Consider the following 12,520-nt stretch of genomic DNA (forward strand, 5'->3'; position numbering starts at 1 on the left):
CGTTGACAAGTTCCGGAAACCCTACCGATACTTCAGCGCAGTCATACGACAACCTACAACAACCCTAATAACAACGCGTAAGGGATTGCCATGACGCCCACCTCCACCGCCCCAACTCCGTTCAATCGCCTGCTGCTGACCGGCGCCGCCGGTGGCCTGGGCAAAGTCTTGCGTGAACGCCTGCGCCCGTATGCCAACGTGCTGCGCCTGTCGGACATCGCCGCCCTCGCCCCGGCCATCGATGACCGGGAAGAAATCGTGCTCTGCGACCTCGCCGACAAAACCGCCGTGCATCAACTGGTCGAAGGCGTGGATGCGATCCTGCATTTCGGTGGCGTTTCAGTGGAGCGCCCCTTCGAAGAAATCCTCGGTGCCAATATCTGTGGCGTGTTCCACCTCTATGAAGCGGCACGCCGCCACGGCGTCAAACGGGTGATCTTCGCCAGCTCCAACCATGTCATCGGCTTTTACAAACAGGATGAGCGCCTCGACGCCAGCTCTGCTCGCCGTCCCGACGGCTATTACGGTCTGTCCAAGTCCTACGGCGAAGACATGGCCAGTTTCTACTTCGATCGCTATGGCATCGAAACCGTCAGCATCCGCATCGGCTCGTCGTTTCCCGAACCGCAGAACCGCCGAATGATGCACACCTGGCTGAGCTTCGATGACCTCACCCAATTGCTCGAACGTTCGCTGTACACCCCCGACGTCGGCCACACCGTGGTCTATGGCATGTCCGACAACAAGGAGGTGTGGTGGGACAACCGCTTCGCCAGCCACCTCGGTTTCGCGGCCAAAGACACGTCTGAAGTGTTTCGCGAAAAAGTCGAGGCGCAGCCGATGCCCGCCAACGATGACCCGGCGCGGATCTATCAGGGCGGAGCCTTCGTTGCGGCCGGCCCGTTTGGCGACTGACCGGCGCGATTGACGTCTCCAATAAAACCAAGGGAATGAGTATGCAAGCCGAAATGATCGTCGACGCCCGCAACGCAGTGGGTGAAAGCCCGGTGTGGGTGCCGCAGGAAAATGCGCTCTACTGGGTCGATATCCCCAACGGTGGACTGCAACGCTGGAGCGCCGACACGGGCCACGTCCACGCCTGGAAGGCTCCCGAAATGCTCGCCTGCATCGCGCGACACAGCAGGGGCGGCTGGGTGGCCGGCATGGAGAGCGGGTTCTTCCACTTGCAGCCGCACGGCGATGGCAGCCTCGACAGCGACCTGCTCGCTCCGGTCGAGCACAGCCGCCAGGACATGCGCCTGAACGACGGCCGCTGCGACCGGCAGGGCCGGTTCTGGGCCGGCAGCATGGTGCTGAACATGGGCCTGAATCTGCCCGAGGGCCGGCTCTATCGCTACGCTGCCGGGCAGACGGGCTCGATCAAGGCGCAGCTTAATGGCTTCATCGTGCCCAACGGCCTGGGCTTCAGCCCGGATGGCAAAACCCTGTACCTGTCGGATTCGCACCCGAGCGTGCAACTGATCTGGGCTTTCGATTACGACACCGAGACAGGCACCCCCTCCAATCGACGGGTGTTCGTGGACATGCATCATTATTACGGCCGCCCTGACGGCGCGGCGGTGGATGCCGAGGGTTGTTACTGGATCTGCGCCAACGACGTCGGCCTGATCCACCGGTTCACCCCGAAGGTCGCCTCGACCGCTCGCTGCAGGTGCCGGTGAAAAAACCCACCATGTGCGCCTTTGGCGGAAGCCGGATGGATACCTTGTTCGTGACCTCGATCCGCCCCGGCGACGACCAGGATCCACACTCCCTGGCCGGCGGGGTGTTCGCCCTCAACCCCGGCGTCAAAGGCTTGCCGGAGCCAATCTTCGATGACCTGCTGTAACCGCCCCCGCTGCATCGCTGTGCCTTGAACACAAAAACAACAAGACTGGAGAACCCCTCATGGACTTCAAACGCACGTTGCTCGCCGCCGCCCTCCCCCTCGCGCTCACCTTCGGCAGCGCGGCCCAGGCACTGGAAATCAAATTCGCCGACATCCACCCCGCCGGTTATCCGACCGTGGTCGCCGAAGAACAATTGGGCAAGACCCTGGTCGCCGAAAGTGACGGCAAGCTGACCTTCAAGATGTTCCCTGGCGGCGTGCTCGGCTCGGAAAAGGAAGTGGTCGAACAGGCCCAGGTCGGTGCCATCCAGATGGCCCGCGTCAGCCTCGGCATCGTCGGCCCGGTGGTACCGGACGTAAACGTGTTCAATATGCCGTTCGTGTTCCGTGACCAGGCGCACATGCGCAAGATCATCGACGGTGAAATCGGTGACGAGATCCTCGACAAGATCACTCAATCGGAATTCAACCTCGTCGCCCTGGCGTGGATGGACGGCGGCACGCGCAACATCTACACCAAGAAACCGGTGCGCAGCCTGGCAGACCTCAAGGGCATGAAAATCCGCGTGCAGGGCAATCCGATGTTCATCGAAACCATCAATGCCATGGGCGGCAACGGGATCGCCATGGACACCGGCGAAATCTTCAGTGCCCTGCAGACCGGCGTCATCGATGGCGCGGAAAACAATCCACCCACCCTGCTCGAACACAACCACTACCAGAACGCCAAGTTTTACAGCCTGACCGGGCACCTGATCCTGCCCGAGCCCATCGTGATGTCAAAAATCACCTGGGACAAACTCACCCCCGATCAGCAGACGCTGGTGAAGAAAGCCGCCAAGGCTGCGCAGGCTCAGGAGCGCACGCTGTGGGACGCCAAATCCGTCAGCAGTGAGGAAAAGCTCAAGGCGGCCGGCGTCGAGTTCATCACCGTCGACAAGAAACCCTTCTACGAGGCCACCGCCTCGATCCGCGAGAAATACGGCGCGCCCTACGCCGACCTGATCAAGCGCATCGAAGCCGTTCAGTAACCCTCCCAGCCCTCTGCAAAAGGCCCGGCAGCGCTGACGTCGCCTGATGTCCGCGCGTGCCCGGTTACGGTGGAACCCGATGAAGAATTTGCTGCTGCGCATCAATGACCGGATCTACATGGCCTGCATCTGGGTCGCCGGTCTGTCGGTGCTGACCATTGCTCTGATCATCCCCTGGGGCGTGTTCGCCCGTTACGTGCTCGGCACCGGCTCGAGCTGGCCGGAGCCTGCCGCCATCCTGCTGATGATGGTCTTCACGTTCATCGGCGCGGCCGCCAGCTACCGCGCCGGCGCACACATGGCGGTGGCGATGGTCACCGACCGCCTGCAACCGAATATGCGCCGAACCATGAGCATCGTTTCACAAGTGCTCATGGGCACCATCTGCCTGTTCATGACGATCTGGGGCACGAAGTTGTGCCTGTCGACCTGGAACCAGTTCATGAGCGCCCTGCCGACGTTGCGGGTCGGCATCACCTACATGCCGATCCCGATTGGCGGTGCGCTGACGCTGATTTTCGTACTGGAAAAACTGTTGCTCGGCGATCAAAGCAACCGCCGCGTGCTGCGATTCGACCTGGTTGAAGAAAACGAAGGGGCTGCCTGATGGACGCATTGATTCTGCTGGGCAGTTTTATCGCACTGATCCTGATCGGCATGCCGGTTGCCTACGCGCTCGGGTTGTCGGCGCTGATCGGCGCTTGGTGGATCGACATTCCGTTCCAGGCCTTGATGATTCAGGTGGCGGGCGGGGTGAACAAATTCTCGCTGCTGGCGATTCCGTTCTTCGTGCTCGCCGGAGCGATCATGGCCGAGGGCGGCATGTCGCGGCGGCTGGTGGCGTTTGCCGGGGTCCTGGTGGGTTTCGTGCGTGGTGGCCTGTCGCTGGTCAACATCATGGCCTCGACCTTTTTCGGCGCGATTTCCGGCTCGTCGGTGGCCGACACCGCATCGGTGGGTTCGGTGCTGATCCCGGAAATGGAGCGCAAAGGCTACCCTCGGGAATTCTCTACAGCGGTCACCGTCAGCGGTTCGGTACAGGCTCTGCTGACCCCGCCCAGTCACAACTCGGTGCTCTACTCGCTGGCCGCCGGCGGCACCGTTTCCATTGCTTCGCTGTTCATGGCCGGCGTGGTGCCGGGCCTGCTGATGAGCGCGTGCCTGATGGTGTTGTGCCTGATTTTTGCGCGCAAACGCGAATACCCCAAAGGCGAAGTGATCCCGCTGCGCGAAGCCCTGAAAATTTGCGGCGAAGCGTTGTGGGGCCTGATGGCGATGGTGATCATTCTCGGCGGGATTCTGTCGGGGATCTTCACGGCCACCGAGTCGGCGGCCATTGCCGTGCTGTGGTCGTTTTTCGTCACCATGTTCATCTACCGCGACTACAAATGGAGTGAACTGCCGAAACTGATGCACCGCACGGTACGCACCATTTCCATCGTGATGATTCTGATCGGTTTCGCCGCCAGTTTCGGCTACATCATGACCCTGATGCAGATCCCGGCGAAGATCACCACGCTGTTCCTGACCCTGTCCGATAACCGCTACGTGATCCTGATGTGCATCAACGTCATGCTGCTGTTGCTCGGCACCGTGATGGACATGGCACCGCTGATTCTGATCCTCACACCGATCCTGATGCCGGTGATTCTCGGTATCGGCGTCGACCCGGTGCAGTTCGGCATGATCATGCTGGTCAACCTCGGTATCGGCCTGATAACACCGCCCGTGGGAGCGGTGCTGTTCGTGGGTTCGGCGGTGGGCAAGGTCAGTATCGAAAGCACGGTGAAGGCGCTGCTGCCGTTCTACGCCGTGCTGTTCCTGGTGCTGATGCTGGTGACCTACGTTCCGGCGCTGTCGCTGTGGTTACCGCACCTGGTGTTGTAACGCGATTGCTGTGGCGAGGGCGTTCGTTCCCTCGCCACAGGTTTTGTCTCACGCACGCAGCAACATGTAAGCGGCGACCACCAGACACACGCTGGCGAACCCCACCTGCAACGTCCTTGCCGGCACCCGCGCGCAGAGTTTGCGGCCGACAATCATGCCGACGATGCTGGCGACGATAAACGATGCGCCCAGATGATCGATCCGCACACCGGCATGAAACGCGCCGACCACGCCGATGGCAGAAATCAGGCTGATGACCATCAGTGAAGTGGCGACGATACCGCGCATCTGCACATCCGTCAGTTGCTTGAACGCCGGCACGATCAGAAACCCGCCGCCAACCCCCAGCAACCCGGACACCACACCAGTGACCGCACCCAGTACCGCAAGGGTTGCGGTGCATTTGGCGGTCCAGTCGAAACGGCCGGTCTGCTCATTGAGCATGCAGTTTTTCTGGCCCCAACTGGCGTGACCATGGTCGCTCGGCCCCTCCTGCTGGCGTTCGCGGCGCAGCATGCGCCACGCCACCATCACCATCAGCAGGCTGAACAGGATCATCAGAACCTTTTCCGGCAACTGATGGGCGAAGTAGATGCCCACCGGCGAAAACACCGCGCCAAGCGCCGCAATCAGCAGCGCCGCGCGATAACGCACCAGACCATGACGCAACCCATCAATCGCGCCGACCGCCGCCGCGCTGCCCACCGCGAACAACGCCACCGGCGCTGCTTGCGTCATCGTCCAGCCAAGACCCAGCACCAGCGCCGGCACGGCGAGAATTCCGCCACCGGCTCCGGTCAGACCGAGGATCAACCCCATCACCACACCAAACAGACTTGCCAGCAACATAGAGTGTTCTCAGTCGACCCTGGACAGACTCGTCAGCCATTCGCGCCCCTTGAGCATGCCGTTCCAGTAGAACCATGGCAGCAGCGTCGCCTTCAGCCACCACGCGGAACGGCGCGGTACGGTCGGGTCGAGGGGAAAGGTCGGCAGCAGTTTTCCGGCGTAGCCAAACTCGGCGAGGATCACCTTGCCCTTCTCCACCGTCAGCGGGCAGGAGCCGTAGCCGTCGTACTTCAGCGGCAGCGCCAGTGCCTTGCGCAGGGCCAACAGGTTTTGCGCCACCACCACGACCTGCTTGCGCACTGCCGCCGCAGTTTTCGCATTGGTGGTGCCGCAGATATCGCCCAGGGCAAACACTTCGGGATAGCGCGGGTGTTGCAGTGTGTGCGGGTTGACCTCGCACCATCCGGCAGCGTCGGCCAACGGGCTCTGGGCGACGAAATCCGGCGAAACCTGCGGCGGGACGACGTGCAGCAGATCGAATGTTTTCGCCTGACGGGTGACGTTGCCGTCCGCGTCCTTGACCTCGAACCAGGCGGTTTTCGCTGGGCCGTCGACTTTTACCAGATTGGAATTGAACGCCAGCCGCGCGTTGTATTTTTCGATGTACTTCATCAGCGGCGGCACGAAGGTCGGGACGCCGAACAGCGCGGCGCCGGCAAGATTGAACTCGACGTCGACCTTGCCCAGCACATTGCGCTTGAGCCAGTGATCGCAGGACAGGTACAGCGCCTTTTGCGGCGCGCCGGCGCATTTGATCGGGATCGGCGGCTGTGTGAACAGGGCTTTGCCGCCGCGCAGTTTCTGCACCTGATCCCAGGTGTATTGCGCATGCTGATAGCTGTAGTTGGACGTGACGCCGTGCTGGCCGAGGCTTTCCTGCAGGCCTTCGATCTTCTCCCACGCCAGGCGCAGGCCGGGGCAGACGATCAGGTTCTGATAGGTGACAGTGCGTTGATCGTTGAGGGTGAGGCGGCGCTGATCAGGATCGATGCCGGTCACCGCCGCCTGAATCCAGGTGGCCTGGCGCGGCATCACCTTGTTCATCGGTCGGGCGGTGTCTTTGGCGTCATAGGCGCCGCCGCCGACCAGCGTCCAGGCCGGCTGGTAGTAATGCTGGGTACTCGGCTCGATCACCGTGATGTTCAGGCCGGGATCGCGCTTGAGCAGGCTTGCGACAAAACCGATGCCGGCAGTGCCGCCGCCGATGACCACGATGTCCGCACTGATGGATGGGCCCCAGTGTTGATCGTTCATTGTTTGTTCCTTATGGCTGCACGCAAGGATAGCCGGGTCTATTGCGCCCAGCTTTTGAGCACGGCTCCGCAGTAGAGTCCGGACAGGGTTTTCATCACCTGGATCACTTCGTGACTGGCGAGACCGTAAAAAATGTACTTGCCTTCACGACGGGTCGCGACCAGCCCTTCATCGCGCAGGATGCCCAGTTGCTGGGACAGGGTTGGCTGACGCACGCCGGTCATTTTCTCCAGCTCGCCAACGTTGCGCTCGCCCTGGGTCAACTGGCACAGGATCAACAGCCGATCCTCGTTGGCCAATGCCTTGAGCAGCGAACAGGCCTTGGAGGCCGAGGCGCGCAGTTGGGCGACTTCACATTCGGTCAGACTGGATTGCATTTGCAGGATGCCTTCAACGTCACTTAAGCTGCGGACATTATGTGTTTACATAAAGTGTTGCAACCCTGACTTCCCACCTTCCTGCACAGGACCGTGTTCATGCCCGCGCTGATTGAAGCTTTCCTCGACCCCGCCTCTTCGACCTACAGCTACGTGGTCTACGAGGCCGACGGCGGGCAGTGCGCAATCGTCGATCCGGTGCTCGATTACGACGGCGCCGCCGGTCGCACCTGTACGGCTCAGGCCGACAGGATCATCGCCTTCGTTCGCGCCCATCACCTGCAAGTGCAGTGGCTGCTGGAAACCCATGCCCACGCCGATCACTTGTCCGCCGCTCCGTACCTGCGCCGGGAACTGGGCGGGAAAATCGCGATTGGCGAATCGATCAGCAAAGTGCAGAACGTGTTCAAGGCGCTGTTCAACCTGGAGCCGGAATTTCGCGTCGACGGCTCGCAGTTCGATCACCTGTTCGCACCCAACGAGTCGTTCCGGATCGGCAACCTCAAGGCCACCGCCCTGCACGTTCCCGGCCATACCCCGGCGGACATGGCTTACCTGATCGATGGAGAACAGATCCTGGTCGGCGACACCCTGTTCATGCCTGACGTCGGCACCGCCCGTTGCGACTTCCCTGGTGGCAACGCCCATCAACTGTTCAATTCGATTCACAAGCTGCTGGCCTTCCCCGCCAGCGTGAAGCTCTACGTCTGCCACGACTACCCGCCGCAAGGTCGCGCCGCGCAGTGCCAGACCACCGTGGGTGAACAGCGCAAAAGCAATATCCATGTGCATGACGGCGTCGACGAAGCCGCATTTGTGGAGATGCGCACCAAACGCGATGCCGGGTTGGGCATGCCGACGCTGTTGCTGCCGGCAATTCAGGTCAATGTGCGGGCGGGCAATTTTCCAGCGGCAGAAGATAACGGCGTGGTGTATCTGAAGATTCCGATCAACAAACTGTAATCAATTGATCGGGAGCGCCCGAGGCGGCCCCCCCACGCAGAGCCTGGGAATGATCTTCAAACCCCGAGCGTCAAGCCATTCGCCGGCAACGGCAATGCCGTCTTGTAGCGCACCTGCTTGAGCGCAAAGCTTGAGCGGATATTCGCCACACCAGGGACTTTGGTCAGAAAGTCCATCATGAAGCGTTCAAGCGCCTGAATGGTCGGCACCAGCACCCGGATCAGATAGTCCGGGTCGCCGGCCATCAGGTAGCACTCCATGACTTCCGGCCGGTCGGAAATCGCTTCCTCGAAATGCTGCAGCGCTTCCTCTACCTGCTTCTCGAGGCTCACGTGGATGAACACGTTGACGTGCAGCCCCAGCAGGTCGGCGTCGAGCAGTGTCACCTGCTCGCGGATCAGCCCCAGTTCCTCCATCGCCTTGACCCGGTTGAAGCACGGCGTCGGCGACAGATTGACCGAACGGGCGAGGTCGGCGTTGGTGACGCGCGCGTTCTCCTGAAGGCTGTTGAGAATGCCGATGTCGGTACGGTCCAGTTTGCGCATGAGACAAAACCACCTGTTTTTTATGTTTATGCAGAATTTCTATCTGCAAATGATCGCCAGCGCAACGAAACAGAGAGAAATATTCTTCTTGCCCGGGCCTATGATTGTTGTAGGACAAGATTTCTTTTATCGAAGAATGACTGCCAGCTCACTACAAGAAATTCACAAGATCGAGCGTAGAAGCCATGACCCAAGCGTATGAACCGCTGCGTCTGCACGTCCCTGAACCCTCGGGTCGCCCAGGCTGCAAAACCGATTTCTCCTACCTGCATCTGACCGATGCCGGGACGGTGCGCAAACCCTCCATCGACGTTGAACCGGCCGACACCGCCGACCTTGCCCGTGGCCTGATCCGCGTGCTCGACGACCAGGGCAATGCCCTCGGCCCTTGGGCCGAAAACGTGCCGATCGAGATCCTGCGCAAAGGCATGCGCGCCATGCTCAAGACCCGGATCTACGACAACCGCATGGTGGTCGCCCAACGTCAGAAAAAAATGTCGTTCTACATGCAGAGCCTTGGCGAAGAAGCCATCGGCAGCGCCCAGGCCCTGGCCTTGAACATCGACGACATGTGCTTCCCGACCTACCGCCAGCAAAGCATTCTGATGGCCCGCGACGTACCGCTGGTCGACCTGATCTGCCAACTGCTGTCCAACGAGCGCGATCCGCTCAAGGGCCGTCAGTTACCGATCATGTACTCGGTCAAGGACGCCGGTTTCTTCACCATTTCCGGCAACCTCGCCACTCAATTCATCCAGGGCGTGGGCTGGGGCATGGCCTCGGCGATCAAGGGCGATACCAAAATCGCCTCGGCCTGGATCGGCGACGGCGCCACCGCCGAATCGGACTTCCACACCGCCCTCACCTTCGCTCACGTTTACCGGGCGCCGGTGATCCTCAACGTCGTTAATAACCAGTGGGCGATCTCGACCTTCCAGGCCATCGCCGGTGGTGAAGCCACCACCTTCGCCGGACGCGGCGTCGGTTGCGGCATCGCCTCCCTGCGCGTTGACGGCAACGATTTCTACGCGGTCTACGCCGCCTCCGCCTGGGCCGCCGAACGCGCCCGCCGCAACCTCGGCCCGACCATGATCGAATGGGTCACCTACCGCGCCGGCCCGCACTCGACCTCCGACGATCCGTCCAAATACCGTCCTGCCGACGACTGGAGCCACTTCCCGCTGGGCGACCCGATTGCCCGCCTGAAACAGCACCTGATCAAGGTCGGTCACTGGTCGGAAGAAGAGCACGCCGCCGTCAGCGCCGAACTCGAAGCCGAGGTGATCGCCGCGCAGAAACAGGCCGAGCAGTACGGCACCCTCGCCGGCGGCCAGATTCCGAGCGCCGCGACCATGTTCGAAGACGTCTACAAAGAGATGCCGGAGCACTTGAAGCGCCAGCGTCAGCAGTTGGGGATCTGACATGAACGATCACAACAACAATATTCAGTTGGAAACCGCCATGACCACGACCACCATGACCATGATCCAGGCCCTGCGCTCGGCCATGGATGTGATGCTTGAGCGTGACGACAACGTTGTGGTGTTCGGCCAGGACGTCGGCTACTTCGGCGGCGTGTTCCGTTGCACCGAAGGCCTGCAGGCCAAGTACGGCACCTCGCGGGTGTTCGATGCGCCGATCTCCGAGAGCGGCATCGTCGGCGTCGCCGTGGGCATGGGTGCTTATGGCTTGCGTCCGGTTGCCGAGATTCAGTTCGCCGACTACGTGTACCCGGCGTCCGACCAGATCATTTCCGAAGCCGCCCGTCTGCGTTATCGCTCGGCCGGCGAGTTCACCGCGCCGATGACCCTGCGCATGCCTTGCGGCGGCGGCATCTACGGCGGCCAGACCCACAGCCAGAGCATCGAAGCGATGTTCACTCAGGTCTGCGGTCTGCGCACCGTCATGCCGTCCAACCCGTATGACGCCAAAGGCTTGCTGATCGCCTCCATCGAAAACGATGACCCGGTGATCTTCCTCGAGCCGAAACGCCTGTACAACGGCCCGTTCGACGGCCACCACGATCGCCCGGTAACCCCGTGGTCGAAACACCCGGCCGCGCAAGTGCCGGACGGTTACTACACCGTACCGCTGGATGTCGCCGCGATCACCCGTCCGGGCAAGGACGTGACCGTGCTGACCTACGGCACCACCGTTTACGTGTCGCAAGTTGCCGCCGAAGAATCCGGCGTTGATGCAGAGGTCATCGACCTGCGCAGCCTGTGGCCGCTGGACCTGGAAACCATCGTCAAATCCGTGAAGAAAACCGGCCGTTGCGTGGTGGTGCACGAAGCCACCCGCACCTGCGGTTTCGGCGCCGAACTGGTGTCGCTGGTGCAAGAGCATTGCTTCCACCACCTGGAAGCGCCGATCGAGCGCGTCACCGGTTGGGACACCCCCTACCCGCACGCGCAGGAGTGGGCGTATTTCCCTGGGCCGTCCCGAGTGGGCGCGGCGCTGAAACGGGTCATGGAGGTCTGAATGGGCACGCACGTTATCAAGATGCCGGACATCGGCGAAGGCATCGCAGAAGTAGAACTGTCGCAGTGGCACGTCAAGGTCGGCGATCTGGTCGTTGAAGATCAGGTACTGGCGGATGTGATGACCGACAAGGCGATGGTCGATATTCCCTCGCCGGTACACGGCAAGGTGATTGCGTTGGGCGGTCAGCCGGGTGAAGTGATGGCGGTCGGCAGTATCCTGATCAGCATCGAGGTTGAAGGCGCCGGCAATCTGAAGGAGTCGGACAAGCCGGCGCCTGTTGCGGCGAAAGAAGCACCTGCCGCACCCAAAGTTGAAGCGGTCGTCGAAAGCAAACCTGCTGTCACCGCGCCGCGTCCGGCGGCTGCCGTTTGCCAGGGCCCAATGGTTGCCCGTGAAGCCGATGAGCGTCCGCTGGCCTCGCCGGCCGTGCGCAAACACGCGCTGGATCTGGGTATTCAATTGCGTCTGGTGCGCGGTTCCGGCCCGGCCGGTCGCGTATTGCACGAAGACCTCGACGCCTACCTGGCACAGGGTCAGTCGAACGCTTCGGCACCGGTCGCCGCCGCTTACGCCCAGCGTCACGATGAAGAACAGATTCAAGTGATCGGCATGCGCCGCAAGATTGCCCAGCGCATGCAGGACGCGACCCAACGTGCTGCGCACTTCAGTTATGTCGAGGAAATCGACGTCACCGCGCTTGAAGAACTGCGTTCACACCTGAACGAAAAACATGGCGCCAGCCGTGGCAAGCTGACTTTGCTGCCGTTCCTCGTACGTGCCTTGGTCGTCGCCCTGCGCGACTTCCCGCAGATGAACGCCCGTTACGACGACGAAGCCCAGGTCATCACCCGTCTCGGCGCGGTGCATGTCGGCGTCGCCACCCAAAGCGACGTCGGCCTGATGGTACCGGTGGTGCGTCACGCCGAAGCGCGCAGCCTGTGGGACAGCGCGGCGGAAATTTCTCGCCTTGCCACTGCCGCCCGCAATGGCAAGGCCAGCCGCGATGAGCTGTCCGGCTCGACCATCACCCTGACCAGCCTCGGCGCCCTTGGCGGCATCGTCAGTACCCCGGTGCTGAACCTGCCGGAAGTGGCGATCGTCGGCGTCAACAAAATCGTCGAACGCCCGATGGTCGTCAAAGGCCAGGTGGTGATCCGCAAGATGATGAACCTCTCCAGCTCCTTCGATCACCGCGTGGTCGACGGCATGGACGCGGCGCTCTTCATCCAGGCCATTCGTGGTCTGCTCGAACAACCTGCGACCCTGTTTGTGGAGTGATGG

The 12,520-nt window shown here is 61.6% G+C and carries 12 protein-coding genes and 1 pseudogene; 9 read left to right on the forward strand and 4 right to left on the reverse strand.

What is annotated here, in order from left to right:
• Window positions 1-90: 90 nt before the first annotated feature.
• The 5 genes and pseudogenes from I5961_RS16970 to I5961_RS16990 all read left to right on the forward strand — a co-directional run bounded on the left by I5961_RS16970 (window position 91) and on the right by I5961_RS16990 (window position 4,767).
• Window positions 91-915, forward strand: a complete 825-nt coding sequence (locus I5961_RS16970; RefSeq protein ID WP_085705057.1) for an NAD-dependent epimerase/dehydratase family protein — start codon at window positions 91-93, stop codon at window positions 913-915.
• A gap of 41 nt (window positions 916-956) precedes the next feature.
• Window positions 957-1,849 (forward strand): annotated as a pseudogene (locus I5961_RS16975) (SMP-30/gluconolactonase/LRE family protein).
• Window positions 1,850-1,908: 59 nt separating this feature from the next.
• Window positions 1,909-2,880 carry a TRAP transporter substrate-binding protein gene (locus tag I5961_RS16980; protein ID WP_192561512.1) on the forward strand — a complete coding sequence of 324 codons (972 nt, stop codon included), beginning with the start codon at window positions 1,909-1,911 and terminating at the stop codon, window positions 2,878-2,880.
• A gap of 79 nt (window positions 2,881-2,959) precedes the next feature.
• A complete protein-coding gene (locus I5961_RS16985; RefSeq protein ID WP_227232900.1) occupies window positions 2,960-3,487 on the forward strand; it encodes a TRAP transporter small permease in 528 nt (175 codons plus the stop codon).
• Window positions 3,487-4,767: a TRAP transporter large permease gene (locus I5961_RS16990; RefSeq protein WP_085687555.1), complete on the forward strand. Its 1,281-nt coding sequence runs from the start codon at window positions 3,487-3,489 to the stop codon at window positions 4,765-4,767. The genes I5961_RS16985 and I5961_RS16990 overlap by 1 nt, the downstream gene beginning before the upstream one ends.
• Window positions 4,768-4,815: 48 nt before the next feature.
• Here I5961_RS16990 and I5961_RS16995 read toward each other — a convergent pair whose 3' ends face one another.
• The 3 genes from I5961_RS16995 to I5961_RS17005 are packed head-to-tail and all read right to left on the reverse strand — an operon-like array spanning window position 4,816 to window position 7,247.
• Window positions 4,816-5,616, reverse strand: coding sequence for a sulfite exporter TauE/SafE family protein (locus I5961_RS16995; RefSeq protein WP_085705063.1), 801 nt, complete (start codon window positions 5,614-5,616; stop codon window positions 4,816-4,818).
• Between the two features lie 9 nt (window positions 5,617-5,625).
• A complete protein-coding gene (locus tag I5961_RS17000) occupies window positions 5,626-6,870 on the reverse strand; it encodes an FAD/NAD(P)-binding oxidoreductase (protein ID WP_227232901.1) in 1,245 nt (414 codons plus the stop codon).
• Between the two features lie 38 nt (window positions 6,871-6,908).
• Window positions 6,909-7,247, reverse strand: a complete 339-nt coding sequence (locus I5961_RS17005) for an ArsR/SmtB family transcription factor (RefSeq protein ID WP_007952897.1) — start codon at window positions 7,245-7,247, stop codon at window positions 6,909-6,911.
• A 99-nt stretch (window positions 7,248-7,346) separates the two neighbouring features.
• On the opposite strand from I5961_RS17005, the gene I5961_RS17010 reads away from it, so the two are divergent.
• Window positions 7,347-8,210 carry an MBL fold metallo-hydrolase gene (locus I5961_RS17010; protein WP_227232902.1) on the forward strand — a complete coding sequence of 288 codons (864 nt, stop codon included), beginning with the start codon at window positions 7,347-7,349 and terminating at the stop codon, window positions 8,208-8,210.
• A gap of 56 nt (window positions 8,211-8,266) precedes the next feature.
• Here the strand turns inward: I5961_RS17010 and bkdR are convergent, their stop codons facing one another.
• Window positions 8,267-8,755: a Bkd operon transcriptional regulator BkdR gene (bkdR, locus tag I5961_RS17015; RefSeq protein ID WP_227232903.1), complete on the reverse strand. Its 489-nt coding sequence runs from the start codon at window positions 8,753-8,755 to the stop codon at window positions 8,267-8,269.
• A gap of 185 nt (window positions 8,756-8,940) precedes the next feature.
• Here bkdR and I5961_RS17020 point away from each other — a divergent pair, with 185 nt between their 5' ends.
• The 3 genes from I5961_RS17020 to I5961_RS17030 are packed head-to-tail and all read left to right on the forward strand — an operon-like array spanning window position 8,941 to window position 12,517.
• Window positions 8,941-10,176: a 3-methyl-2-oxobutanoate dehydrogenase (2-methylpropanoyl-transferring) subunit alpha gene (locus I5961_RS17020; RefSeq protein ID WP_227232904.1), complete on the forward strand. Its 1,236-nt coding sequence runs from the start codon at window positions 8,941-8,943 to the stop codon at window positions 10,174-10,176.
• A 1-nt stretch (window position 10,177) separates the two neighbouring features.
• Entirely contained in the window at window positions 10,178-11,236 is a 1,059-nt protein-coding gene (locus I5961_RS17025; RefSeq protein ID WP_085698142.1) for an alpha-ketoacid dehydrogenase subunit beta, read from the forward strand.
• Window positions 11,237-12,517 (forward strand): dihydrolipoamide acetyltransferase family protein, encoded by a 1,281-nt coding sequence (locus I5961_RS17030; protein ID WP_227232905.1) that lies wholly within the window; start codon window positions 11,237-11,239, stop codon window positions 12,515-12,517. It abuts the gene before it with no gap.
• Window positions 12,518-12,520: the final 3 nt, after the last annotated feature.

It is taken from the genome of Pseudomonas sp. IAC-BECa141, assembly GCF_020544405.1.
Taxonomy (GTDB): domain Bacteria; phylum Pseudomonadota; class Gammaproteobacteria; order Pseudomonadales; family Pseudomonadaceae; genus Aquipseudomonas.